This is a genomic window from Pedobacter fastidiosus, from assembly GCF_014306625.1.
Lineage (GTDB): Bacteria > Bacteroidota > Bacteroidia > Sphingobacteriales > Sphingobacteriaceae > Pedobacter > Pedobacter fastidiosus.
In genome coordinates this window covers 1-26262 of record NZ_JACRYL010000033.1, presented here as the reverse complement: position 1 = coordinate 26262, position 26262 = coordinate 1, and the positions used below count along the sequence as shown (strand labels likewise).

Annotated in this window: 29 protein-coding genes; 14 read left to right on the top strand and 15 right to left on the bottom strand. The window is 35.7% G+C overall.

Annotation, left to right across the window (positions count from 1 at the left end):
• Nucleotides 1-260 precede the first annotated feature (260 nt).
• From H7U22_RS21860 to panC, 4 genes are all read right to left on the bottom strand, one after another.
• Entirely contained in the window at nucleotides 261-593 is a 333-nt protein-coding gene (locus H7U22_RS21860; protein WP_187073470.1) for a hypothetical protein, read from the bottom strand.
• A 406-nt stretch (nucleotides 594-999) separates the two neighbouring features.
• Nucleotides 1000-1980: a lysylphosphatidylglycerol synthase transmembrane domain-containing protein gene (locus H7U22_RS21855; protein WP_187073469.1), complete on the bottom strand. Its 981-nt coding sequence runs from the start codon at nucleotides 1978-1980 to the stop codon at nucleotides 1000-1002.
• 4 nt (nucleotides 1981-1984) lie between these two features.
• Nucleotides 1985-2335 (bottom strand): aspartate 1-decarboxylase, encoded by a 351-nt coding sequence (gene panD / locus H7U22_RS21850; RefSeq protein WP_109929749.1) that lies wholly within the window; start codon nucleotides 2333-2335, stop codon nucleotides 1985-1987.
• Between the two features lie 107 nt (nucleotides 2336-2442).
• Nucleotides 2443-3282, bottom strand: a complete 840-nt coding sequence (gene panC / locus H7U22_RS21845) for a pantoate--beta-alanine ligase (RefSeq protein ID WP_187073468.1) — start codon at nucleotides 3280-3282, stop codon at nucleotides 2443-2445.
• 150 nt (nucleotides 3283-3432) lie between these two features.
• Here panC and H7U22_RS21840 point away from each other — a divergent pair, with 150 nt between their 5' ends.
• The 7 genes from H7U22_RS21840 (at nucleotide 3433) to H7U22_RS21810 (ending at nucleotide 10866) form a co-directional block, all read left to right on the top strand.
• Nucleotides 3433-4257, top strand: coding sequence for a glycogen/starch synthase (locus H7U22_RS21840; protein WP_248284830.1), 825 nt, complete (start codon nucleotides 3433-3435; stop codon nucleotides 4255-4257).
• Nucleotides 4258-4279: 22 nt separating this feature from the next.
• A complete protein-coding gene (locus H7U22_RS21835; RefSeq protein WP_187073466.1) occupies nucleotides 4280-5707 on the top strand; it encodes a DUF4270 family protein in 1428 nt (475 codons plus the stop codon).
• A 171-nt stretch (nucleotides 5708-5878) separates the two neighbouring features.
• Nucleotides 5879-7717 carry a glutamine--fructose-6-phosphate transaminase (isomerizing) gene (gene glmS / locus H7U22_RS21830; protein ID WP_187073465.1) on the top strand — a complete coding sequence of 613 codons (1839 nt, stop codon included), beginning with the start codon at nucleotides 5879-5881 and terminating at the stop codon, nucleotides 7715-7717.
• 184 nt (nucleotides 7718-7901) lie between these two features.
• The gene (locus H7U22_RS21825) at nucleotides 7902-8453 is read left to right on the top strand and encodes a cupin domain-containing protein (protein WP_187073464.1); all 552 of its coding nucleotides are present in this window, start codon (nucleotides 7902-7904) and stop codon (nucleotides 8451-8453) included.
• 68 nt (nucleotides 8454-8521) lie between these two features.
• Nucleotides 8522-9751 carry a serine hydrolase domain-containing protein gene (locus H7U22_RS21820; protein WP_187073463.1) on the top strand — a complete coding sequence of 410 codons (1230 nt, stop codon included), beginning with the start codon at nucleotides 8522-8524 and terminating at the stop codon, nucleotides 9749-9751.
• Nucleotides 9752-9858: 107 nt separating this feature from the next.
• A complete protein-coding gene (locus tag H7U22_RS21815) occupies nucleotides 9859-10164 on the top strand; it encodes a YbaB/EbfC family nucleoid-associated protein (RefSeq protein ID WP_187073462.1) in 306 nt (101 codons plus the stop codon).
• 24 nt (nucleotides 10165-10188) lie between these two features.
• Nucleotides 10189-10866, top strand: coding sequence for a metal-dependent hydrolase (locus H7U22_RS21810; protein ID WP_187073461.1), 678 nt, complete (start codon nucleotides 10189-10191; stop codon nucleotides 10864-10866).
• A 54-nt stretch (nucleotides 10867-10920) separates the two neighbouring features.
• Here the strand turns inward: H7U22_RS21810 and H7U22_RS21805 are convergent, their stop codons facing one another.
• The 3 genes from H7U22_RS21805 to polA form a co-directional block, all read right to left on the bottom strand.
• Nucleotides 10921-11265: a hypothetical protein gene (locus tag H7U22_RS21805; RefSeq protein WP_187073460.1), complete on the bottom strand. Its 345-nt coding sequence runs from the start codon at nucleotides 11263-11265 to the stop codon at nucleotides 10921-10923.
• A gap of 85 nt (nucleotides 11266-11350) precedes the next feature.
• Nucleotides 11351-12226, bottom strand: coding sequence for an energy transducer TonB (locus H7U22_RS21800; protein ID WP_187073459.1), 876 nt, complete (start codon nucleotides 12224-12226; stop codon nucleotides 11351-11353).
• 3 nt (nucleotides 12227-12229) lie between these two features.
• Complete coding sequence (gene polA, locus H7U22_RS21795) at nucleotides 12230-15043, bottom strand: DNA polymerase I (RefSeq protein WP_187073458.1); 2814 nt, start codon at nucleotides 15041-15043, stop codon at nucleotides 12230-12232.
• Between the two features lie 157 nt (nucleotides 15044-15200).
• On the opposite strand from polA, the gene H7U22_RS21790 reads away from it, so the two are divergent.
• Nucleotides 15201-15971, top strand: a complete 771-nt coding sequence (locus H7U22_RS21790; RefSeq protein ID WP_187073457.1) for a hypothetical protein — start codon at nucleotides 15201-15203, stop codon at nucleotides 15969-15971.
• Nucleotides 15972-16018: 47 nt separating this feature from the next.
• Nucleotides 16019-16699 carry a hypothetical protein gene (locus tag H7U22_RS21785; RefSeq protein WP_187073456.1) on the top strand — a complete coding sequence of 227 codons (681 nt, stop codon included), beginning with the start codon at nucleotides 16019-16021 and terminating at the stop codon, nucleotides 16697-16699.
• 55 nt (nucleotides 16700-16754) lie between these two features.
• On the opposite strand, the gene H7U22_RS21780 is transcribed toward H7U22_RS21785, so the two are convergent.
• From H7U22_RS21780 to trmB, 3 genes are all read right to left on the bottom strand, one after another.
• Nucleotides 16755-17102 carry a carboxymuconolactone decarboxylase family protein gene (locus tag H7U22_RS21780; protein WP_187073455.1) on the bottom strand — a complete coding sequence of 116 codons (348 nt, stop codon included), beginning with the start codon at nucleotides 17100-17102 and terminating at the stop codon, nucleotides 16755-16757.
• 67 nt (nucleotides 17103-17169) lie between these two features.
• Nucleotides 17170-17505 carry an MGMT family protein gene (locus tag H7U22_RS21775; protein ID WP_187073454.1) on the bottom strand — a complete coding sequence of 112 codons (336 nt, stop codon included), beginning with the start codon at nucleotides 17503-17505 and terminating at the stop codon, nucleotides 17170-17172.
• Nucleotides 17506-18156, bottom strand: coding sequence for a tRNA (guanosine(46)-N7)-methyltransferase TrmB (gene trmB / locus H7U22_RS21770; RefSeq protein ID WP_187073453.1), 651 nt, complete (start codon nucleotides 18154-18156; stop codon nucleotides 17506-17508). It lies immediately after the preceding gene.
• A 116-nt stretch (nucleotides 18157-18272) separates the two neighbouring features.
• Here trmB and fcl point away from each other — a divergent pair, with 116 nt between their 5' ends.
• Nucleotides 18273-19199 (top strand): GDP-L-fucose synthase, encoded by a 927-nt coding sequence (fcl, locus tag H7U22_RS21765; RefSeq protein ID WP_379016653.1) that lies wholly within the window; start codon nucleotides 18273-18275, stop codon nucleotides 19197-19199.
• A 72-nt stretch (nucleotides 19200-19271) separates the two neighbouring features.
• The gene (locus H7U22_RS21760; RefSeq protein ID WP_187073451.1) at nucleotides 19272-20204 is read left to right on the top strand and encodes a hydrogen peroxide-inducible genes activator; all 933 of its coding nucleotides are present in this window, start codon (nucleotides 19272-19274) and stop codon (nucleotides 20202-20204) included.
• Between the two features lie 22 nt (nucleotides 20205-20226).
• On the opposite strand, the gene H7U22_RS21755 is transcribed toward H7U22_RS21760, so the two are convergent.
• From H7U22_RS21755 to H7U22_RS21735, 5 genes are all read right to left on the bottom strand, one after another.
• The gene (locus H7U22_RS21755) at nucleotides 20227-20457 is read right to left on the bottom strand and encodes a hypothetical protein (protein WP_187073450.1); all 231 of its coding nucleotides are present in this window, start codon (nucleotides 20455-20457) and stop codon (nucleotides 20227-20229) included.
• A gap of 34 nt (nucleotides 20458-20491) precedes the next feature.
• Nucleotides 20492-20950, bottom strand: coding sequence for a hypothetical protein (locus H7U22_RS21750; protein WP_187073449.1), 459 nt, complete (start codon nucleotides 20948-20950; stop codon nucleotides 20492-20494).
• A 100-nt stretch (nucleotides 20951-21050) separates the two neighbouring features.
• Nucleotides 21051-21659, bottom strand: coding sequence for a superoxide dismutase (locus H7U22_RS21745; protein WP_222621933.1), 609 nt, complete (start codon nucleotides 21657-21659; stop codon nucleotides 21051-21053).
• Nucleotides 21660-21785: 126 nt separating this feature from the next.
• Nucleotides 21786-22253: a nucleoside deaminase gene (locus H7U22_RS21740; protein WP_187073448.1), complete on the bottom strand. Its 468-nt coding sequence runs from the start codon at nucleotides 22251-22253 to the stop codon at nucleotides 21786-21788.
• 200 nt (nucleotides 22254-22453) lie between these two features.
• Nucleotides 22454-22789 (bottom strand): tRNA-binding protein, encoded by a 336-nt coding sequence (locus H7U22_RS21735; RefSeq protein WP_187073447.1) that lies wholly within the window; start codon nucleotides 22787-22789, stop codon nucleotides 22454-22456.
• A 240-nt stretch (nucleotides 22790-23029) separates the two neighbouring features.
• Here H7U22_RS21735 and H7U22_RS21730 point away from each other — a divergent pair, with 240 nt between their 5' ends.
• The 3 genes from H7U22_RS21730 to H7U22_RS21720 all read left to right on the top strand — a co-directional run.
• Entirely contained in the window at nucleotides 23030-24505 is a 1476-nt protein-coding gene (locus H7U22_RS21730; RefSeq protein WP_187073446.1) for a xylulokinase, read from the top strand.
• 25 nt (nucleotides 24506-24530) lie between these two features.
• Nucleotides 24531-25862, top strand: a complete 1332-nt coding sequence (xylA, locus tag H7U22_RS21725; protein ID WP_187073445.1) for a xylose isomerase — start codon at nucleotides 24531-24533, stop codon at nucleotides 25860-25862.
• 131 nt (nucleotides 25863-25993) lie between these two features.
• Nucleotides 25994-26262, top strand: a 269-nt coding sequence (locus H7U22_RS21720) for a sodium:solute symporter family transporter (protein WP_449581876.1), incomplete at its 3' end; no start/stop codon positions are given.

The window sequence follows — 26262 nt, the reverse complement described above, 5'->3', positions numbered from 1 at the left end:
TATATTTCTGCCCCTTTTTATACAGATGTCCGATTAAATCTAAGCTGACATTTCTTTCCTTTCCACCAAGGGTTATGGTAGAATTTTGGACAATTGAATATTCTGCTATTAAAGTTTGACTAAATAATAATTGAGGCAAAAATACGAGATAGAGAAGTATGTAGATTTTCATAATTGCTTTGATAAAATGATGAATAAAACGATTCGAGATTATTAAAAAATCCAGCTCGAATCGTTTGTTAAAGTTTAGTTAAGAAAAACTAATCCTCTGGTGGGGTCACTGGAGCAACACATCCAGCCTTTAATCCAGCTAAGATATTTGCTGATGTACCCATTGTTTGAGATTGGGCACATTGCTGAGCCTGTTGTAGAGCATCTGCACACCCAGAAGTACTAGATTTACAACACGTAACCTGAAATGATATCGAATAGGCCGTTTGTGTCCAATCACAAAAATACTTGACCACTCCAGTACCCGTTGCGCACTGCTGGCAACTCAATAATTCTTTACTCTGTTTTGTTTTTGGTTTCCCATCTTTTGCATTGGCCGAGAACACGCCAAAGCACAATAGCATTAAAGAGATTTTTTTCATTTTAAATAAGTTTAATCTTTACTCCTTTTAACCAGGTTCGTATCATCTCCTGTTATTTAGTGTGTCTAAATTCAAAATGTTATCGAAATGCATAGCGCATAACAATATCGTTGGGATGACTTTTGGGATGATAGGAATGATATTTTTAAAGGATAGAAATTAAGATCCTATTGGGAATGATATTTGGATTTTGTAATTATAAAGATAATAGAGGAATTTGCTTAATTACGATCTATTTTTGCGCAAACGTTTGTTCAATATTTAAAGACAAACACAAATTAATAAACATTTTATCTGTGCCAAAGTATAATAAATAATGCAAGAAAGCGACCTTTTGTACTTAATTGGTTATTAAGCTGTAAATAATTGCGCAAACGTTTGTTTAAGATGATTTATACTTCTATAACTATTTGACCCTCTTCTTAGTCAGCACTAAAAACAAACTCAAACTGCCTAAAATTAAAATAAGCAATACTTGAGAGGAATGAATGATGGTTGCATAAGCTAAGCCATCCTTGAAGGCCAAACCATATAAAACCAACGATTGACCAACCATCCAATGAAAAACACCAATTCCACCCTGTACTGGAGCAACCATTGCAAAACCTGAAAATACAATTGCGGTAAAGGCTGCATTTAAACCTAAAGCCGAAGTAGATTCTATAGCGAAGAAAGCTGTGTACATGGATAAGAAGTAGAAAGACCAAATGCCGAATGTATAAAGCAAAAAGAGAGGTTTATTTTTAAGTTTACCGTAAGAGCCAAACCCTTGTCGCAAACTCACGAAAATTCGTAAAAACTTCTTGCTGAATTTTTTTCGTAGAAAATAAACTGTGCCAACGATTAATAATAGGAATAGAAAGAATATGCCGATAAGCCAAAAGTAATTGAGTGATTGTAGTTTATTGGCTAGACTAAGATAAATGGTGTTATAAAGAAAATCTGCAACGATATTGTATTGAAATATTAATATTGCCAATCCGGTGAGCAACAAAACCAGCACATCAAATAACCTTTCGGTAATTACAGTACCTATTGAGGCAAACATGGGTACTTTTTCTGCTTTATGAATTACAGAACACCTTCCAATTTCTCCAAAGCGGGGTAATGCCAAATTCGCGAGATAACCAATCATAACAGCGTGATAGGCATTCCAAAAACTTACCTTGTACTGAATTGATTTGTAAAGCATCTGCCAGCGTAAAGCTCTTAAAACGTGAGCTAGCCAAACAATTATCGAAGAAAGAATAACCCAAAAAAAGTTGGCAGATTTAATTTCTACCCAAATTCTTCCTAAATCCTGACCTTTAAAAGCTAAGTATAAAACGCCTATCCCAATTACCAATAGGATGATATATTTAAGAGCCGTTTTAAGGTCGAATGTCAAAATGCTATTTTAACAAATGGTTGTTATCATCAGGAAAAACAAGAATTGGATTATATTTTTTGGCTTCATCTATTGGTAAAGAACCGTAAGACATTATGATTAATATATCGCCAAGTTGCGCTAGTCTCGCCGTGGCACCGTTTAAGCAGATGGTTCCAGTTCCACGCTCGCCCTTAATTACATAAGTTTCGAAACGTGCACCGTTATTATTGTTTACAATCTGCACCTTTTCATTCGCAATAATGTTGGCTGCATCCATTAAATCTTCATCAATCGTAATACTGCCAACATAATTTAATTCGGCTTGTGTTACCTTAACACGGTGTATTTTCGATTTTAATATCGTGATAATCATTTGGCAAAGTTAGTAATCAGTTTGGAGTTTCGGTAATGGAAGATGTAATATGGAAAATGGATGATAGTTAGGTGACACATCAACCGTCTTACCTCTCTCATCTTCCATCATTTAATAATCACATTATCGATCAACCTGGTTGAACCTACTTTAGCCGCCACAAGTGCAACCAAGTTATCCTCTTCTTTCGATTTGGCGGGCTCTAAGCTTTCTCCGTTAGCGATTGTAAAATAATCAAGCTCTACGCCCGGAATATTTGCATAGAATAATATGGCTTTATCTTCGAGTTCGGAAAGAGAGTATTCATTAAAATGACCGACAACGAATTGAAGAGATTTATTTAGAACCAAAGCATTCTTTCTATCTACGTTAGATAAATGGATGTTTCTACTGCTCATCGCTAATCCATCTTCTTCACGGATTATTGGGCAAGTAATAATCGTTATGGGCAGATTAAAATGCTTAAGCATATTTTTAATCATCAGCACTTGCTGAAAATCCTTTTGCCCAAACATGGCCACATCTGGCTTAACAGCATCAAAAAGTTTATTTACTATTTGAGTTACCCCTTGGTAATGGCCTTTGCGAAATTCGCCTTCTAATAGGAATTCGGCTTTCCCTAGATCGATCTGCCAAGTTTCCTTTTCAGGATACATTTCCTTAACATCGGGCATAAAAACACCGTTGCAACCTGCTTCTTCAAGCATGGCAAGATCATGTTCAATTGGCCTTGGATACTTTTCTAAATCTTTAGGATCGGTAAATTGGGTTGGATTTACGAAAATACTGCATATAATAATGTCTGCATTTTGCTGAGCCAATTTAATTAAAGAAATATGACCGTTGTGCAAAGCGCCCATTGTAGGCACTAGCGCAATTTTAAGTCCTGAGGCTTTTAGAGGTTCTATGAAAGCTTTAAGTGCTGTTTTCGTTTTAAATATTTCCAATTCGGACAATTTAAATTAAAGCCGTAAAGGTGTAAATTAATCTAAACGAAACCAAACAAATGCTTGCGATATTGATAAATAGTATTATTATTAGTATCTTTGCAGCTCATTATCTTTTATTTAACTTAAATATTTTCTTAAAATATGGAGATGGCAAAAACGAAGCTGCTGATTGTTACCCACGAGATGTCGCCTTTCCTCGAGCTTACTAAAATTTCTGAAATCACACGTCAATTACCACAAGCAATGCAAGATAAAGGATTCGAAATCCGTATTTTGATGCCTAAGTTTGGTAACATCAACGAAAGAAGAAATCGTTTACACGAAGTAATCCGCTTGTCTGGAATGAATATCATTATCGATGACAACGATAATCCTTTAATTATTAAAGTAGCATCCATCCCTGCTGCACGCATGCAAGTTTATTTCTTGGATAACGAAGAGTATTTCCAACGCAAACAAGTTTTTAGAGACGCTAGCGGAAAATTCTTCGATGACAATGATGAGCGTACGATCTTTTTCTGTAAAGGTGCTTTAGAAACAGTTAAAAAATTAGGATGGGCTCCGGATATCGTTCACTGTCATGGTTGGATGAGTTCTTTAGTTCCTGCTTATATTAAAACGACTTATAAAAACGATCCAACTTTCAAAAATTCTAAAGTAGTTTATTCTATTTATGAGGATTGTTTTAGCGAGAAATTAAACGCAAACTTTTCTAAGAAAGCCGTTATGGCAAACATGACTGAAGCAGATACTAAAGCCTTCGAAGCCGCAGACTGTAACAGCATGCATATCGGTGCTGTAATCCATTCAGATGCAGTTGTTTTAGCAGATGAAAACCTTAGCGAAGATGTGTTAAAATTTGTTAAAGATTCCAATAAGCCAACTTTAGCTTATAACTTAACCGAAAATTTTGAAAACTTCTATACTTTTTATGAAGAAATTTCAAATGATGAATTGGTTTCTGTTGCTTAATTAGGTATTATTATTTTTAAATATGAAATTTACAAAACAAGACTTATTAACCCTGTTGATAGGTCTTTTTCTTTTTGCATCGTGTAAAAACCCCGATAGTGTTGGTTTAGATGTAGACCCAAGCCAAGCGATACAAGGAACTTTGGTTAACAGTGACGTGAGATCTCAAACGGTTCAGGATGTTGCGGTTAATACAGTTGGCTTGTCACGTCACCCGTTAGGTTACATGGTTGATCCTGTTTTTGGTAAAACCGAATCTAGCGTTGCAATGACGGTAGTTCCACCATCGCTTAGTTATGATTTCGGAACATCTCCAATTTTAGATTCGGCAATTTTAGTATTGAGAATAGATACGAATTTGGTAAGTCCAAAAATTAAATTTTATGGAGATACAACAAATTCTATTTATAGTATTGATGTTTATCAGTTAGCCAATAAAATTACTACTTACAAAAGTTCTGATGTACAGGCACATAACACAAATCTTTTAGGTAATTTTAGAAGCAAGATTTACCCAAATACACCGATTAAAACCTTTAACATTATTAAAGGCAAAACGGATACGCTAAGAACGGTAAAAGCAGAAATTAGAATTCCTTTAAACAAGGCATTTATTCAAAGTACGCTATTAAGCTTGCCTACAACGGGAACAACTACAAACGCTAAATTTGTAGATTACTTTAAAGGCCTTTATGCTGAAATTAATAAAACTTCATCAACAGGTACAGGTGGTATTGCGTTTATAGATTTCTCCAGTGTAAATTCTTACCTACAATTGGTATATAAAAGTACAAACTCATCTAGCGGAATTGATACTACATCAGTAAATTGGCCTATCAATACAAGCTCTGGAGCAATAACAGCTAATATTAAACATGATTATACAGGTACAGCAATTAAAACTCAATTGGATAATCCACCAACTGTTGCTAACCCTACACCTTACACTGTTACCTATACTCAAGGTTTAGTTGGTGTGAGAACTAAAATCTCCTTTCCAAATCTTGCAACCTTTACAACAACTTATGGAAAAGTGATTGTAAACAAAGCGGAACTGGTTGTAGATCTAAGTGCTGGAACATACGCTTATCCGTTTGGACCTGCACAACGACTTTCTTTGTATCGTTGGGATATTGCAGAACAACCTGTAAATGTGCCAGATCATGATCCACTTACCACAACAGGCGGAGACAAAAGAGGCTTGTCTGATGGTGTTTTCGGAGGATATTATGACTCATTAAAAAACAGGTACGTTTTTGTGGTAACCAGCTATGTGCAAGATTTAATCGATAAAAAACTTACCGATTACGGAACTTTTATAGGCCCAACTTCTTTAGATGTGTTTGAAAGATTACCAACGGCAACTTCTGCAGAAAGAGCAGTTATTGGAACTGGTGTTAACACCACAAATAGAGTGAAACTTAATATTTACTACAGTAAGATAAATTAATTTTCTTCACTAAAAACTCATTATAAAACTCACCTATTGTTATACATTAGGTGAGTTTTTCGTTTTAAATGGTTTGCAATAATTATTTAGTTTAAAAAATTATTGCTATGTTAAACAAACGTTTGTTTAGTATATTCGTGCGTTTTTAAATTTATATCATATACAAATATTATGTGTGGAATTGTAGGCTACATTGGCTATAGAGAGGCTTGGCCAATTGTACTAAAAGGGCTTAAAAGATTAGAATATAGAGGCTACGACAGTGCAGGGATTGCATTAGCTAATAGTAGCGGACAACATATTTATAAAAAAGTTGGTAAGGTTGCTGCGCTTGAAGAGTTTGCCGAAGATAAAGATAAAACCGGAACCATTGCTATGGGGCATACCAGATGGGCTACTCACGGTGTTCCATCAGATAGAAATTCCCATCCACATACTTCTAACAACGATAAGCTTTCGATCATTCATAATGGTATTATCGAAAATTATGCAACACTAAAAGAAGAACTTTCTTCTCGTGGCCATGAGTTTAAAAGTGATACCGATACCGAGGTTTTAATTCATCTTATTGAAGAAATTCAAAAAATTGAGCAAATAGATCTTTTAGAAGCAGTTAGATTAGCGCTCAGAGAGGTTACAGGGGCTTATGCCATTGTAATTATGGATAAAGAAAATCCAGATCGCTTAATTGCGGCCAGAAAAGGAAGTCCTATGGTAATTGGAGTTGGCAAAGGCGAATACTTCATCGCTTCTGATGCGACTCCAATTATCGAGTATACAAAAAATGTAATTTATCTTAACGATAACGAAATTGCATTGGTAACCAAAGATGATCTTTTGGTTAAAAAACTTGATAATGTTGTCCAAACTCCTTTGATACAAGAGCTACAGCTACAGCTTGAAATGCTTGAAAAAGGTGGTTTTGATCATTTTATGCTGAAAGAGATTTATGAGCAACCGAGATCGATTAGAGATTGTATGCGTGGCCGAATTTATCCAGAAGAAGGTAAAGTTCAGTTAGGTGGGATAAAGGAGTTTGTAGAAAAATTAAAAAATATAGACCGTATAATTATTGTAGCCTGCGGAACATCATGGCATGCGGGTTTGGTTGGAGAATACTTAATCGAAGAATATGCTCGAATCCCTGTAGAAGTTGAGTATGCATCAGAATTTAGGTACCGCAACCCAATTATCACTGAAAAGGATGTTGTAATTGCAATCTCTCAATCGGGAGAAACTGCAGATACAATGGCTGCTATTGAAATGGCTAAGGAACGCGGTGCTACTATTTTTGGCATCTGTAACGTTGCCGGTGCATCTATCCCTCGTTTAACACATGCTGGTGTTTACACACACGCAGGGCCAGAAATTGGTGTAGCCTCTACAAAAGCATTTACTGCACAAGTAACCGTTTTAACTTTGATGGCTTTTTACATGGCTCAGCAAAAAGGAACCATTACCCAATCCAAATTAATCGCTTTATTAACCGAGCTCGATAACATTCCTGATAAAATACAAATTGCGTTAGAATCTAATGATTTGATTAAAGAAGTTGCTTCGAAAATTAAGGATTCCAGAAACTGCTTGTTTTTAGGTAGAGGCAGTGGCTTCCCTGTGGCATTAGAAGGCGCATTAAAGCTCAAGGAAATTTCTTATATCCATGCAGAAGGCTATCCGGCTGCAGAGATGAAACATGGCCCTATCGCTTTAATTGACGAGGAAATGCCAGTTGTGTTTATCGCTACTCAGAATTCATCATATGAGAAAGTAATTAGTAACATCCAAGAGGTTAAAGCAAGAAAAGGAAAGGTAATTGCCATCGTTACTCAAGGAGATACTGAAGTGAAGAAAATGGCAGATTACTGTATTGAAATTCCAGATTCTGACGAAGCATTTTTACCGTTGCTAGCAACTATTCCTTTACAACTTTTATCTTACCACATTGCAGTAATGAGAGGTTGTAATGTAGATCAACCTAGAAATTTAGCTAAATCTGTTACCGTTGAATAAATAGAGATTCATTTAATATAATAGCTATTATTTATAATGCCTCCAAAAAGCAATACTTTTGGAGGCATTTTTTGTATCAATAAGAACTGATTAATTATTTTCATTGGGCTTTTTTTCAAAAATCACAATCCCACAAAATCAAACCCTTTACCGTTAACTTTGTTAATACTTAAACACCAAAATAATGGATAAAGAAAAATTGATTCAAGAAGCATATTTAGTAGCACACAAAATAGAAGAGAATGGAAACTTTCCCAATAATCCAAATTTACCCTTAATGATTTATAAAGGTGCTTTTTTAATTCATCCGGATGATACAGAAGACGCCATAAAAAAAGTTTTTGCAACTAATGGATATACCAATGCCTGGGTTGATGGCATTTTTGATTATGACCACTATCATAGCAATACGCATGAGGTGATGGGTGTATTTTGTGGCAAAGCTGATGTGCAATTTGGCGGAGAGCATGGAGTTTGTGTGGAGCTAGATAAAGGCGACGTGATTCTGATCCCTGCAGGCGTTGCACATAAAAAACTAAACTCTAGCGATGACTTTACTGTTGTTGGTGCTTATCCAAAAGGTATAGAATATAACATCAAATATGGCGAAGCTGATGAGCGGCCTGAGGCAGATGAAGACATTGCTAAAGTAGAAAATCCAGATAGCGACCCTGTTTATGGTAGCAAAGGCCATTTATTCGAATGCTGGTATAATAATAATTGCGAAAATGTGTAAAACTCTTTCCCTTTTGCGCTTCAAAATTCTTTAATTTTCGGGTTTTAAATTTAGTATTCCCACAATAGATGAATTTTCGTAATATATTTTCAGCATTAGCAATCTCCTTAACTTTATTAACCGCATGTTCGAGCAAAAAATCTGAAGAGAAAAAGGCTGCTGAACAAAAAATCCGTACCAAGGATGATGATAAAGCAGATAGTCTTTTACTAGTTTACCATCCTGCCAAGGGCGATAAATGGATTGCAGATTTTGTAGATAACCTCCATAAAAAATATGGTTTCAATGGCAATATGCTCGTAGCAAAGGACGGCAAAATTTTATACGAGAAAGCAGTTGGATGGGCAGATTATTTACATCGCGATAGCCTAAAAATAAATTCAGAATTTGAGCTAGCTTCCATTACTAAAACGTTTACGGGTACTGCAATTATGCAGTTGGTAGAAGCCAAAAAACTTTCCCTTAACGATAATGTTAAAAAATTCTTCCCCAACTTCCCATATGATGGAATCACGGTAAAATTATTGCTTACACACCGAAGTGGAATGATGAATTACGTGTACTTTATTGATGATATTTGGCGCAAGGAAAAACGCAATATGAAAAAGGGGGTGACCAATCAAGAAGTAATGAATGTGATTGCCGACAAAAAACCGAATCCTTATACCAAGCCAGATAATAGATTTCATTACAATAACTCTAATTTTATGGTATTGGGTGCAATTATCGAGAAAGTTACTGGTCAACGCTATTCGCAATATATGATGGAGCATGTTTTTAAACCCGCCGGCTTAAAACATACTCATGTTTACAGCACTACTGAATACGAAAAAATCCCTGTTGATGTAGTCGGCCACGATCGTACGTGGAAATATTCAGTTGCTCAAAACTTTTTAGATGGACCCGTTGGCGATAAGGGGATTTACAGCACAGTACATGATTTGGTGCTTTTTGATAAATATTTAAAAAACGGCAGATTACTTTCCAAATTAAGTTTAGATTCGGCTTACAAAGGACACAACAAGCCTGTAAATGGCCATTTTAACTATGGCTATGGGTGGAGAATGTTCGATGGAGAAAAAATGGATAAGGTTGTTTATCATACAGGTTGGTGGCATGGTTTCCGCCATATTTACGTGCGGGATTTAGATAAAAATATTGTGATTATCTTTTTGGGCAACCTAACCAATGGAAGCTTGATGCACCTTGATGATTTGTACAAACATTTCAATATGCCGATTATTCGCAAAGGCGCTTATCATGGTAATGGCAGTTTGCCAGGAACAGATGAAGATTAGTGTTTGTTAGTAAAGGAATTTCAATATTCTGTAAGTTCTCTTTTCTAAAATTTTAAAATTAAAAACACAAGTTGATTTAATTCGTTTTATAATAAAAACAACATATTATGTTCGATAAACTATTCGCAGCGCAGCAAAAAGCTGAGGAAATAAAAAAGCGCCTAGATACAATCTCTGTTTTTGGCGAAGTAGAAAACGGAGCAATTAAAATAACTTCAACAGCCAATAAGGCCATTACTGGAGTTGCTATAAATGAAGAATTTCTAAAAAGTGCAGATAAAGAAGAGCTAGAAGAATTATTGTTAACAGCAATAAACAAAGCTTTGGCCAATGCAGAAGAAGTAAGCTCAACAGAAATGCAAGCTTCGGCAAAAGATATGCTTGGGGGCTTAGGTGGTGTGTTTGGTCAATAATTTAACTCTAATTTTTAAAATCCCATGAAATATACGTATTACGGTCAATCGTGTTTCCTACTTGAAACAGCGAGTAAAAAATTATTATTCGATCCTTTTATTTCTCACAATCCACTTGCAAAAGACGTAGATATTAAGGCAATAGAAGCAGATTATATTTTGGTAAGCCATGGACATGGTGATCACGTTGCTGATTTAGTTGATCTGGCAAAACAAACAGGCGCAACCGTTATTGCCATGCCAGAAGTTGCTGAGTGGGCGCAAAAGCAAGGCATCGAAAAATTACACCCAATGAATTTTGGTAAATTTACTTTTGATTGGGGAGCAGTTAGAATGGTTGTTGCTACGCATTCATCGGGTTTACCTGATGGAAGTTATGGTGGAAACCCGGCAGGTTTTGTTATTGAAGCCGATGGCAAGCAGATTTACTTTGCTGGCGATACCGGTTTGACCATCGAAATGAAAGTTTTGGCCGACATTTATAATTTAGATTATGCCATTTTACCAATTGGTGGTAATTATACAATGGATGTTGATGATGCATTGGTTGCAACAAAATATTTTGATTGCGATAAAGTTATAGGCGTGCATTACAACACCTTCCCAGTAATTGAAATTGATACCGAAGAAGCACTTGATAAATTTAAGCGTGAGCATAAAACTTTGTTATTGCCTGCAATTGGCGAAACAATAGCGTTATAAAATAAAAAAGGGTCTCAATTTTCATCGAGACCCTTTTAAATTATAAACCTAAACCTAGTTCTTTTTAACAACTTTAGTTGTTGTTTTGTTTGCTTTATAGCGCATATCTGCAGTTCCGTCTTTTTTAGTTGGACCAGCAACTTTAGTTACCGCCTTAGATTTATTGTCTTTGAAACGCATATCTGGCGTTCCATCTGCTTTTACTTTAGATGCTGTAGTAGTTGTTTTGGTTTCTACTTTTTTAGCTTCCATTTTGGCGCCAGCTTTTACAGGTGCTGTTGCAGTTTTAACTTCTTTTTTAACAACTTTTTTTGCTGGAGCAGTAGTTGCTGGTGTTTGAGCAAATGCTGTAGTTAAACCAAATGCTGCGATTGCGATTAAACTCAATAATTTTTTCATGTTTCTAATTTTTTTGTTTTACTCGTTAATTTGTTGATATAAAGTTGAAGATTAGGGATGAAGATTTAATGAAGATAAGAAAATATTAATTAAGAGAAAAGTTTACATCAATCTCATAACGAATATTAGCTGGTTTATTAAAAAGCCTACCAGGAATCCACTTCGGCGAACTTTCTAGTACTCTAATGCCCTCAACACCTAAAGTATAACTGGGTGCAGCGACTACTGTAACATCTTCTACGCCTCCACTCTTACTAACTGTGAATGATAAAACCACTCTGCCCTGAGTATTATTTTTAACATCATCTGATGGATATCTAACCGATTTACCCAGATATCGATAAAACATCTTTATACCGCCAGGATATGTTGGAGATTTAAAAATGCTATCCTTAACAATAGGTTGCCCCGATACATTTAAATAAGCACTATCTATCAGTTTGTTTTTTTCATTATATATTTCCTTTAAAGCGGTTTCTCCTGTTTCGTAATACATTTTCCATTCGCCTTGCTTTTCTCCATCAATATATTTCCCTTCTTCTTGAATTGCTCCATTTTCCCAATATGACGTAGATAAACCGTTTAATTTATTTGCACTATAATTCTTTGTAGAGTACACCTTAGCTAAAGAATCATAATTAGTCCAAATACCAATTCGCTCATTATTAAAATATGCACCTTTTAAAGCTATTTTGCCATTTTTATAGTTCAAATAAGTTCCATTTAAGATGGTAAGTGCAGAATCAGAAAATGTTTCTCTTTTCAATGGAATAAGATTTTGATCAGAAGTGATCTTAATCCAGTTCGCATTATCCTTCTTAAATATCTTATAGATGGATGTAGCTTTATTTACTTTCTTTGTGGGTATCCCATTAAAATTATAGGTCACTAATGTATCGCTTTTTTGTGCGAAAGATTTGAGAGATAATAAAACAAATGTGAAGATCAATAATTGCCTCATTGTTTAATGCGCTGCTAACCAATTATCACCTTCACCAATTTCTACTACAATTGGAACTGTCGTTTTAATTGCATTCGGCATTCTATCCTGAATAATGGCTTTCATAATTTCTTTTTCCGTTTTCAAAACGTCGAAAACAAGCTCATCATGCACTTGCATGGTCATAGTAGATTTTAAATTTTGAGCTTTCATGTCTTTATGGATATTGATCATCGCAATCTTAATCATGTCTGCTGCTGAACCCTGAATTGGGGCATTAATGGCATTTCGCTCTGCAAAACCACGTACGGTTTGGTTTGCAGAGTTTATATCTCTCAAGTAACGTCTACGGCCCATTATCGTTTCTACAAAACCATTTTCGCGAGCAAAGTTCATTGTATCGCTCATGTATCTTTTAATGCCTGGATATTGAGCGAAGTATTGTTCGATTATTTCAGCAGCCTCTTTACGTGGAATGCCTAGATTTTGAGATAAGCCAAAGGCCGATTGCCCATAAATAATTCCGAAGTTAACCGCTTTGGCATTTCTTCGCTGCGTGCCATCCACTTCCTCGATACCAATTCCATACACTTTTGCAGCGGTTGCGGTATGGATATCGATGCCCTTATTAAAGGCATCCAACATATTTTCTTCTTTGCTGATGTCGGCGATAATGCGCAGTTCTATTTGAGAATAATCGGCAGATAATAAAATGTGATCCTCATCTCTCGCAATAAAAGCTTTTCTAACTTCTCTGCCTCTCTCCGAGCGGATTGGGATATTCTGTAGATTCGGGTTATTTGAGCTTAATCTTCCCGTTGCGGCAACCGCCTGATTATAGGAAGTGTGAACCCGTCCTGTTTTTGGATTAACCATTAAAGGCAAAGCATCAACATAGGTTGATTTTAGCTTTTGTAATTGGCGGAAATCCAAAATATCCTGAACAATATCGCTCTTGTGTGCCAATGCCATCAAAACATCTTCCCCAGTTTGATATTGACCAGTTTTAGTCTTTTTAGCTTTTGGATCAAGCTGAAGTTTATCAAACAAAACTTCCCCTAATTGCTTCGGGGAGGCTAGATTGAACTTAATGCCGGCTTTATCGTAAACGTTTTGCTCAAATTTAATAATTTCTATTTCCAGCTCTTTCGAATAAGCCTGCAACGTTTCTATATCTATCCTAACGCCTTCTTTTTCAATATCGGCCAAAACATAAACCAATGGATTCTCGATTTCCTCGGCAAGTTTTGCTGCATTAAGTTCTTTTAATTTTGGTTCGAAAATATTTGCTAGCTGCAAGGTTACATCAGCATCTTCAGCCGCGTAATCTACAACATCAATTATCGGAACATCACGCATGGTACCCTGATTTTTACCTTTCGGACCGATTAATTTAGTGATTGAAATGGGTGAGTAACCTAAATAGTTTTCTGATAACACATCCATTCCATGTCTCGTATCCGGATCGATTAGGTAATGCGCAAGCATTGTATCAAAAATTTTCCCTTGAACCTGCAAACCGTACCATTTAAAAACTAAAATGTCGTATTTAGTATTTTGTCCAATCTTACCAATTTTCTCGTTTTCTAGTACTACTCTAAATTCATCAACAATGGCCTGCGCTTGTTCGCGTTCTGCCGGAACAGGAATGTAATAACCTTCGCCGGGTTTAATAGAGAAAGATAATCCGACTAATTCAGCCATGTTTGCATCCGTTCCGGTTGTTTCGGTATCAAAAGAAATTCGATCCTGCGCAAGCAATAATTTTATTAAGTCGGCACGCTGTTCGGCGGTTTCAACCAATTGATAATTGTGTTCGGTGTTTTCTATTGTTTTAGCCGGAAGTTTTTCTGCTGGCTCTTCTTCGGATAGTGTATTGGTATATTGAATGGCTTCGCCGGATTGATTTCCGAATAAATCCGTTTGTGTACCTTCCTGAAATCTTGCTGTTGTAACTGAAAACTCATCACCAAAAACCCTACGACCTAAGGTTCTAAATTCTAATTCGGTAAAAAGCGGTTCGAGCAAATCTCTACTTGGATCGCAAAGCTCTAAACTTGCCTCATCCAATTCTACAGGAACATCGAGTTGAATAGTTGCCAATTTTTTAGATAGCAATCCCTGTTCAGCAAAGTTTTCAATGTTTTCCCTTTGCTTTCCTTTTAGCTCATGCGCATGGGCGATGATGTTTTCCATCGATCCATATTGCTTAATTAAAAGCTTAGACGTTTTTTCACCGATGCCTGGAATACCGGGAATATTATCTACAGCATCACCCCATAGGCCTAAAATATCTATAACCTGCAAAACATTCTCAATTTCCCATTTCGCCAAAATTTCTTTTACACCCATAATCTCCATATCGTTTCCCATACGAGCGGGTTTGTAAATGAAAATATTTTCAGAAACCAGCTGAGCAAAATCCTTATCTGGCGTCATACAAAAAACTGTATAACCTTTTAACTCTGCTTTTTTAGCAAGCGTACCAATAATATCATCGGCCTCATAACCATCTGAAGTAATTACGGGGATATTAAAGCCTGTTATTAATTTGATTACATAAGGCATTGCAGCGGCCAAATCTTCTGGCATGGCTTGGCGATGGGCTTTGTAAGCTTCAAAGGTTGTATGTCGTTCGGTAGGTGCCTCCGTATCAAAAACCACGGCAATATGTGTTGGCTTTTCTTTCTTCAAAACATCAAGCAAGGTATTGGTAAAGCCCATTACCGCTGATGTATTGATCCCTGTTGAAGTAAAACGAGGGTTTTTACTTAATGCGAAATGCGCTCTGTACATTAACGCCATTCCATCTAAAAGAAAGAGTTTTTTATTATTCATGTGATTACACAGATTTAATGATTACACTGATCAGCCGATTTCATCAGTTGATAAAAGTAACCAAAGTTAATCATATCGGTAAATTGCTTTTCAAGAAAAAAAATTAAATTTATTTATTGAAATCCTGTATTTTAAGCATCATAAATTAAAACGCTCTATGAAAACAATTTGTACGATTCTTTTTTGCTTTGTGGTAACTTTTTGCAAAGCCCAGCTTCCGGCGCAAGAACTGGTAAATTACATCACTTTTGAAAATTTAAAAGGTCCTGCAGATGATTATGGCGCTTCTATAGATAAGCCAATTGGAACTGGTGCATTTAAAAATATTGCCGACAGAAATGCAATGCAAAATCGAATGGCCAAACTTAGAAACAGTTATCGCTGGCCTGATGGAACATTAATTGATTTCTCTAAAAGAGGAAGCACGTCTGGCAAAAAGGGGATAGTTGATGTTTACACGCTAACCAATCCAAATACAAAAAACGTGGTGAGCCTTTATGTTGATCCTTACAATACAGATTCTGCTTATTATGTGCCAAAAGGTTTAATTGCCCTTAATCCGAGTATCGTGGAAAAAGAAATAGCACCTTATTTAAAACTTGTTGATGAAGTAAAATTATCCAAAGATCCTTACACAGATCAACTAGAAAATTTGGCCAAATTGATTAATTATTTAGGCACAAACATAGGTTTAGTCAATTTTATTGATCGGGATAATTTGGCAAAGGTGATGACTGATACGCAGGCAAAAAACGAGGTTAAAGATTATCTTTTTAGTTCTTATGTGATTCATAAATTTTACGCTTTGGGAAAAAACCTTCCTACACCAAAGGCTTATGCGCTGGATAAAATGAGAGCAGATTTTGCTCGTTTTCAAAAATTACATCCAGATATTGAAACCGGAAATATTAAAATTAACCTCAATTGATAAGATAGCCAAATAAGTTGCGTTATTTGTAAAACATTAAAACGTTTATGAAATTCCTTAGCTCATTTATATTATTTCTATTAGTTGTTGGTAAACTCTTTGCACAAGATTTTATTGTTAAAAACAACGATGAAGTAATCCGCGGAACAATAAAAGGAACCGATTACTTTTCTGTTTTTATAAGCGCCAATGATGAGGCCGATGTAATTTTGCCCGCCAAGGATGTAAAAAATTTCTTTTGGAACGGCAACAGTTATGTAAGTAAGGGTTTTGCAAATAAGAGAGATTTCGAATATCGATTTGTAAAAGTAATCGAAATGGGAACGGTCAATCTGTATTCATTTGGTGGGGAGACTTTAGTTCCTATTCAAAAAGAAAAAAAAGTAAAATTTAGACCATCAATAGGGATTGGAACAGGGATCGGCGGATATGGCGGTATGGGAATGGGTGGTGGAATCAGTATTGGTGGAGGAAGAAATACTGCTCCCGAAAGAGCAGCGGGTGCTCCTGTTGTTCGGTATTTTATTGAGAAACCTGGAGCCGGACCGCTACAGGAAATCCCAATTAAGGCCATAACTGAGGATGGGCGAAAAGCCGAAGTAAAAACAATCCTGCTTCAAAAACTGGGCGACAAACCAGAACTGAAATCAAAAGTAGAAGCCAATACGGATTTAAATAGTCGCGATGTAATTGAACTGGTTAAAGCGTACAACGAAACCAAAAAATAATTAGGATTTAGAAGATTTATAGATGGTTCGATACCCTAAAGTTAATCTCCATTACTTATTGTGGAGCATTTAATTCGTCCCAATATTCCACAGCTCTTCTATAGTGAGGAATAACAATGCTTCCGCCAACCAAGTTGGCAATCATAAAAATTTCATTCATTTCATCGCTATTAACACCCGTATCGAAGCATTTGCCTAAGTGATATTTAATGCAATCATCGCAACGCAAAACCATCGAAGCCACTAAGCCAAGCATCTCTTTCGTTTTAACATCTAAAGCGCCTTCTGCATAGGAAGTTGTATCGAGCGCAAAAAAGCGTTTGATGTTTGTATTGGCGGTTTCCATTATTCTATCGTTCATTTTTTCGCGATAGCCATTAAATTCTTCTACTAATTTTCCCATGCTTAATTATTGAGTGATTGATTTTTGGATGATTAAGGAATTAAATTCTAAAATCAGATAATTTTATTTAATCGAGATTTATTTCTTCCAGAGGATTCCAGAATACATTTTTAAAGTTCACTACCTTATCGTTTTTAACTTCAACACCTTCATTAGCCAAAAGCTGTTCCATAAGTTCTGGCGGTTTAAAATGAAACTTCCCAGTAAGCAGGCCACTGCTATTTACTACTCGATGGGCTGGAACTTTTGGATGCGCCATTCCTGCATAAAGCATGGCATGGCCTACCATTCTTGATGATTTTGCAGCGCCCAAACTTTTAGCAATTGCCCCATAAGATGTTACCCTTCCTTTCGGAATTAGCCTGGCAATCTCATAAACTTGCTCGTAAAAGTTAGTGTCCATTTATTCAAAAGAGAACTGAATGTAATTAATGTTTTTATCGTGTTGCAAATACTTTTTCTCGTAGTACGTTTTAATGGATAAAACTTCATCCGCTAAATCAGAAGTATATAAATGATCGGTATTTTTATGTTCGATCAAATTCAGTTCTTTAACTTTTTCGCATGTATAAGCGTAAAGCTGATCATTATCTGTTTTCAGATTTACCTTTCCACTAGGTTTTAAAATCTCCTTATAACGGTTTAAAAACGCAGGAAAAGTTAATCTTTTCTTTTCTCTACTATCTTGAGGCTGTGGATCTGGAAAGGTTATCCAAATTTCATCGATTTCTCCCGCATCAAAATAATCTAATAAATTTTCAATCTGAATTCTTAAAAAAGCAACATTATTAATTCCTTCTTCAATGGCTGTTTTAGCGCCTCTCCAAATTCGATTCCCTTTATAATCTATTCCAATAAAGTTTTTATCCGGAAACAGGGTAGCCAGATTTACTGAATATTCACCTTTACCGCATGCTAACTCCAATACAATTGGATTTTCATTTTTAAAATGATCAACCGCCCATTTGCCTTTTAATGGCTTACCCTCTTCTAATTGAAGTACATTTGCAAAGGTTTCTATCTCTGCAAATCGCCTAAGTTTATCTTTACCCAAAAGTTTTTTTTCGGCAAATTTACAATTAAATCGTTTATTGGTTGTTCTTTTTACTTCAATAACTAATCACTTTTGTAAAATCAATTGTATTTTTGCAATTCGTTAAAAAAAATACTTTGGAAAAAAGCGCAAAAATATACATTGCTGGTCATCGAGGCATGGTGGGTTCAGCTATTTATCGTAAACTCGAACAAGAGGGTTATGAAAATTTATTGGTTAAAACCTCAGCAGAATTAGATCTTCGCAATCAGCAAGCAGTAGCAGACTTTTTTGATAAAGAAAAACCTGACTATGTATTCTTAGCTGCGGCTAAAGTTGGAGGTATCATTGCCAATAACACTTATAGAGCTGATTTTCTTTACGAGAACCTAGCCATCCAAAATAATGTAATTCATAGCGCTTATGTTAATGAGGTTAAGAAATTAATGTTTTTAGGCTCCAGTTGCATTTATCCAAAAATGGCTCCTCAGCCTTTAAAAGAAGATTACCTTTTAACTGGCGTTCTTGAGCACACGAATGAGCCTTATGCCATAGCAAAAATAGCTGGTATAAAAATGTGCGATGCCTATCGTGATCAATATGGATGTAATTTTATTTCTGTTATGCCAACCAATTTATACGGTTACAACGATAATTATCACCCTCAAAACTCACACGTGCTGCCTGCCTTAATCCGTAAGTTTCATGAGGCAAAAATTAACAATGACCCACAGGTAGAAATTTGGGGTTCAGGTTCGCCAATGCGTGAATTTTTATTTGCTGATGATTTAGCAGACGCCTGTTACTTCTTAATGCAAAATTACAATGAACCAACCTTGATTAATATTGGTACTGGTCACGATTTAACGATTAAAGATCTTGCATTATTAATTAAAGACATTTTAGATTACCAGGGCGAGCTTGTTTTTGATGCAAGTAAACCAGATGGTACTCCAAGAAAGTTAATGGATGTAACTAAACTCCATAATTTGGGTTGGAAACATAAAATCGAATTGCCAGAAGGAATCGCATTAGCTTATCAAGATTTTGAAAGTAAATATTAAGAACTTAATTTATAAACTTTAGCCCTATAGGTAAAATTGATATATTTGGAAATATAAATCAATTTTACCTATATGACATTAGTTCAACTTGAATATATTGTTGCCGTAGATACTTATAGAAGTTTTGTAACTGCTGCCGATAAATGTTTTGTAACCCAGCCTACCTTAAGTATGCAGGTTCAAAAATTGGAGGAACTATTAAGCGTTAAAATTTTCGATCGCAGCAAACAGCCAGTAACTCCTACTGAAATTGGCGCTCAAGTAATTGCCCAAGCCAGAATTATTCTTCAGGAAAGCGGAAAAATTAAAGAGCTGATTAGCAGTCAACAACAAGGTGTTCTTGGCGAATTGAGAATTGGCGTTATTCCAACTGTTGCACCATACTTACTGCCTGAAGTTATTTCTGCAATGTTAGAAAAATACCCAGAATTAAAACTCTTAATTTGGGAATACACCACCGAAGATATTATTCATCATTTAAAAACCGGAGTATTGGATTGCGGCATTTTAGCAACACCATTAACCGACGCAAACATTACGGAGCTTCCGCTTTATTATGAAAATTTTGTAAGCTACATAAGCAAAAACAGTAAACTTTATAAAAAGAAAACAGTAGATGCTGAAGATTTAAATGATGAAAACATCTGGCTTTTAAACGAAGGGCATTGCATGCGCAATCAGGTTTTGAACATTTGTCGCTCAACAAAAAACAATAGACTCCAGGGTTTAGAATACAATACAGGCAGTGTGGAAACGCTAGTAAGAATGGTCGATTTGAACGGTGGCGCTACACTTTTACCCGAACTCGCAATTGCCGAACTTAATGCTAAACAAACAAGCAAAATTCGTTACTTTAAATCACCAGAACCAGTTAGGGAAATCAGCTTGGTTACGCATAAAAACTTTATTAAAAAAAGAATGCTTAACGCCTTAAAAGAGGAGATTTTACAGATTATCCCTAAGACAATGAAACAACGAAAGAAAAAGGATGTTGTGGGAATTTAATCGTTTGATAAAAACTTATTCTCTATTCTATCTGCTTATCTTTTTCCAAGCGATCCGCCAATTTATAACTTTGAACTGCTGGATTTTTATCTTCCAAAAAGATCAAAATTATTATCGAAATAATAGGAATTAAAAAAGAAATAAAAAACCAGAACCAAAAGTTGCGCCCAGTTCTTTTGGCTAAAAAACCAGCCAAAAGTTGTGGAGATAGCAACAAACAAATAACCAAAGAACCTAAAATTATTTCTGGCATTTTGCTCTTCAGTTAAGATCGTTTGATATTATAATTACTGATTTTGTTTTTCAGGTTTTGGTCCAGATAGGAGCCCTTTAATATCACCTTCTACTTCTTCTTCCTCACCTTTTTTCTTTTTCTTGCTCGTTTTGGCAGCTTTTCCACTTAAACGTTCTTCAATTATTTTGTCGTATTCGGTTTGCTGTTCGCCTTTTAAAACGTTACGAATACTTTTAGAAGTCTCGTTTTGAAGTTTATAAAATTTGTCTACATCTTCTTCACGAGAATTACCCGCCTGTTGTCTTTTAATTAAATCTGCCTGTTCTTTCGCTTGGTTATAAGTAAACCTGTAAACAACACTTTTTTGGGTATCATTCAATTTTAATCTTTTATCCAAATCCTCTACGTTCTTTTTCGCTACCTCATCAGGCGTTGGCATTTTGTTTTGCTGTGCTTTTGCCAATCCACTAATCCCAATCACGATTAAGAATAAAAATACAATCCTCTTCATTTTGAACATTTTAATACACTGCAAAGTTATTAATTAATCTTAAAAACAAGAAAGCCCACAAAACTGAATTTGTGGGCTTTCAAAGTATTAATTGTTGAGCTTATAAAGCTTTTTTGTAAAGTTCTGCAACAGCATCCCAGTTTACAGCATTCCAAATTGCAGCTAAATAATCAGGACGTTTGTTTTGATATTTAAGGTAATAAGCATGTTCCCAAACATCAATACCGAAAATTGGAGTACCTTTTACTTCTGCAACATCCATTAAAGGATTATCTTGATTTGGAGTTGAAGAAACTTGAAGTTTTTTATCAGCACCAACTGATAGCCAAGCCCAACCAGAACCGAAACGAGTAGCTCCAGCTTCTTGCATTTTAGTTTTTAAATCAGCAAAAGAACCGAAAGTTTCTTTAATTGCTTTAGCTAAATCGCCAGTTGGCTCGCCACCTTTATTTGGACCTAAAACATTCCAGAATAAAGAGTGGTTATAGTGACCACCACCGTTATTTCTAACAGCAGCAGGGTATTTAGAAATGTTTTTTACAATTTCCTCAATGCTAGAATTTGCTTCAGGCTTACCTTCTAATGCTTTATTTAAGTTGGTAACGTAAGCTTGATGATGTTTGTCATGGTGGATTTCCATGGTCATTTTATCAATATGCGGTTCTAATGCATCGGTTGCGTAATGTAACGCAGGTAATTCAAAAGCCATAATATATTATGTTTAAAGATTTAAAAATGTTTCTTGAAGCAAATATAACATTCAAAGGTTAAGTTTTGTTTAAGCTTCGTGTTAAAATGTTGTAAAGTTAAAGGCCAATAAGCACTAGTTTTTACATTATCTTTTTTTTGCGAAAAAGTTTTTCATTAACAATGCGCATTCTTCAGCAAGCACACCGCCTTTTAGTTCTGTTTTAGGGTGTAAAAGATTTGCGTTTTTTGAGATAAACCCCCGTTTTTCCTCTCTTGCGCCATAAACAATTCGGCTTACTTGAGTCCAATAACTAGCGCCAGCACACATTACACAAGGTTCTATCGTAACATATAATGTACAACCCATTAAATATTTCCCGCCAATAGTTTGCGAGGCCGAGGTAAAAGCCTGCATTTCTGCATGGGCAGTAACATCATTAAGTCGTTCGGTTAAATTATACCCACGTCCAACAATTCTATTTTTACAAACTACAATTGCGCCAATCGGAATCTCATCTTCTGTCAAAGCTTTTTCGGCTTCAGCCAAAGCCAATTTCATATAGTGGATATCTTCCTCGTCTGGATTGGTATTTTCGAAATTGTAAAAACTCATAGGGCAAAGGTAGTTTATAAATGGGTTTTGTTATTCATTAATAAAATTGAATTTAATATTAAAAAAGCAGGTTTCTGTGCTCATTATGTTAATACAACCCTGCTTTCTGTTCCAACAAAAGCAGAAAAAGCTTTTGGTTTCCACTGCAATCAGGTTTATTATTTACAATCTCTGCTTTTATTAAAGTCTAGAGTAACAAATCATACCAGTTTACTCCCATTTAGAACTTTGCCTTGTACAGTCGTTAGCACAATATCTCCGTTTTCATCCGCAAAGCCAGTTACCAAAAATTCAGACATAAACTTACCGATCTGCTTTTTTGGGAAATTAATAACACCAACAATCTGTTTCCCGGGCAACTCATCTAAACCGTAATGTTTTGTAATCTGTGCACTACTCATTTTAATTCCAAATTCTCCAAAATCTACTTTCAATTTGTAAGCAGGTTTTCTTGCCTCTGGGAATTCAAATGCTTCTAAAATGGTCCCAACTCTTAATTCAACTTTCTCAAAATCATCCCAAGTAATTTGTTGCATAAAATTTATTTTTTTAATAACAATTAGCAAAATTATAAAATATAGTTCAAAGCTTCTCTTATCGCATTCAAATTACAATTCAAACGGTTGCATAGATGATTATTGGTTAGTTAAACGATTTAATTTATATTATGAAAATATTTATTGCATAGAATTTTATAAAAAATTTGCGATTTATAAATTTACAACTATCTTTATGCAACCGTTTGCATAACCAAATATTAAAATTAATCTAAAGCAATGTATTTATTAGGTATTGATATAGGCACATCGTCTATAAAAGTTGCAGTTGTTGATGTTAGCACACAGAAAAGTGTAGCGACTGCTCAATACCCAGAGGAGGAAACAGAGATTAAATCTGTTAAACCAGGTTGGGCCGAACAATCGCCGATTGATTGGTGGCAGAACACGCAACAAGCAATTTTGAAATTAAACTCTTCGGGATTATTTAATCCAAAAGAAATTAAGGCCATTGGTATTGCTTATCAAATGCATGGGCTGGTTGTAGTGGATAAAGAGCAAAATGTTTTACGTGATAGCATTATTTGGTGCGATAGTCGTGCGGTAGAGCTTGGCGAAAAAGCCTTCGATGCAATAGGCCACGAAAAATCTTTGCAACATCTATTAAATTCTCCGGGAAATTTTACCGCAGCAAAATTGGCTTGGGTAAAAAATAACGAACCAGAAGTTTACAGTAAAATTAATAAGATTATGCTGCCTGGCGATTTTATTGCGATGAAACTTACAGGTAAAATTACCACAAGTATTCCGGCATTATCAGAAGGTATTTTCTGGGATTTTAAAAAGGACGAACTTTCTGCAGATGTAATGAATTATTATAGATTGGATAAAAACCACATCCCAGAAATTAAGCCGTTGTTTTCTGTACATGGATCTGTTAGTGCAGAAATATCAAATTTACTTGGCTTAACAGAAGGGATTCCAGTTGCTTACAAATCTGGCGATCAACCTAATAATGCTTTATCCTTAAATGTATTAAAACCAGGGGAAGTTGCAGCAACAGCTGGAACATCGGGTGTAATTTACGGGGTAAGTGATGAGTTAACTTACGATCAACAATCGAGGGTAAATACTTTTGCCCATGTAACGTATTCAAAAGAACAAAAACATACAGGAGTATTACTTTGCATCAACGGAACTGGAAGCATGTATAGATGGGCTAAGCATAATTTTGCACCAAATTCATCTTATTCAGAACTGAATAGTTTAGCATCTCAAGCTCCAATTGGGAGCAAGGGATTAAAGGTTCTTCCTTTCGGAAATGGAGCAGAACGCATGTTGAATAATAAATACACGGGTGCACAGTTATTGGGAATCGATTTAAATACCCATACCCAAGCAGATATTTTTAGAGCAGTGCAAGAAGGAATCGCATTTTCATTTAGATATGGATTAGATATTTTGCGAGAAAATGGAATGAAACCAAAGGTAATTAGAGCGGGAAGAGCCAATCTTTTTTTAAGCGAGGTGTTTGCACAAACCTTTGTTGATGTAACTGGTATTCCTGTAGAGCTTTATGAAAACGATGGCAGTGTTGGCGCTGCTTTAGGTGCCGGGATTGGTTCTGGTATTTTCAAAAATGCTGAAGAAGCTTTTACCCAACACGAAGTAATCAAAATTTTAGAGCCAAAAAATTCTGAGGCTTACGAACCCTTCTATCAAGAATGGAAAAACATTTTAAATAAATCATTATAAAAATAGAACCACAAAATATAGCACAATGACAAACGTAGTAACAGGAGCAAAAGAATTTTTTAAAGGTATAGATCAAATCAAATTTGAAGGTTTAGAAAGCGATAACCCATTGGCCTTTAGATGGTATGACGCAAATAAAATAGTTGCAGGCAAAACCATGAACGAGCATTTTAAATTTGCTTGTGCTTACTGGCATTCGTTTAATGGTAACGGAGCAGATCCATTTGGTGGTGCAACACATATTTTTCCATGGGATGAGAAAAAGGATGCCGTTGAACGTGCTAAAGATAAAATGGATGCAGCATTCGAATTCATAACAAAAATGCAACTGCCCTATTATTGTTTTCATGATGTTGATGTTGTTGATTATGGCGATAATGTTGCTGAAAACGAACGCAGATTACAAGCTTTAGTAGAATATGCCAAACAAAAACAAGCAGATAGTGGTGTTAAATTACTTTGGGGAACAGCCAATTTATTTAGTCACAAACGTTACATGAATGGAGCTTCTACCAATCCAGATTTCCATGTGTTGGCTCATGGAGCGGCACAAGTTAAAGCAGCTTTAGATGCAACAATTGCATTGGGTGGAGAAAACTATGTTTTTTGGGGAGGAAGAGAAGGCTACATGAGCTTGCTTAACACAAACATGAAACGCGAGCAGGAGCATTTGGCTAAATTTTTACATACTGCAAAAGATTATGCCCGTAAACAAGGTTTTAAAGGCACGTTCTTTATCGAGCCTAAACCTTGTGAACCATCTAAACATCAATATGATTATGACGCAGCTACAGTGAAAGGTTTCTTGCAGGAATATGATTTGTTAGCAGATTTTAAATTAAATCTAGAAGTTAACCATGCTACTTTGGCTGGGCACACTTTTCAGCACGAACTACAAGTAGCGGTTGATAGCGGTTTATTAGGTTCTATTGATGCCAATCGCGGTGATTACCAAAATGGATGGGATACGGATCAGTTTCCAAATGATATTAACGAATTAACTGAAGCCATGATGATTATTTTAGAAGGTGGAGGCTTACAAGGTGGTGGTGTAAACTTTGATGCGAAAATCCGTCGTAATTCTACTGATCCACAAGATTTATTTTATGCCCACGTTGGTGGAATGGATATTTTTGCCCGTGCTTTGGTTACTGCAGATGCAGTTCTTCAAAAATCTGATTACAAAAAAGTAAGAACAGATCGATATGCTTCTTTTGATAGTGGAAAAGGCGCCGAATTTGAGCAAGGTAAATTGAGTTTAGAAGACTTGAGAAATTATGCTGCCGAAAACGGAGAGCCTGAAGTGCGCAGTGGAAAACAAGAATATCTAGAAAATATCATCAACAGATACATTTAGGATAGATCTTTAACTGTATGAATCCTAGAAATAATAACTGTCATTAACACATTTTTTTTGTTAAAAAGCAGTTATTATTTCCTGTTTTTATTACATTTAAAATTCGAAACCAAATAATCAATCATAACTTAATGAAACACAACTTACTGGACACGAAGGATTACATTGTATTTGCGATCTACTTCGTTATTGTTGCGGCTTACGGACTGTACATCTACAACAAGAAAAAATCAGCATCCACGGGCTCGAAGGACTATTTCCTTGCCGAAGGCTCGCTAACGTGGTGGGCAATCGGCGCATCGCTTATTGCATCCAACATCTCGGCCGAGCAGTTTATCGGCATGAGCGGATCGGGATTCAAGATGGGTCTTGCCATTGCAACCTACGAGTGGATGGCTGC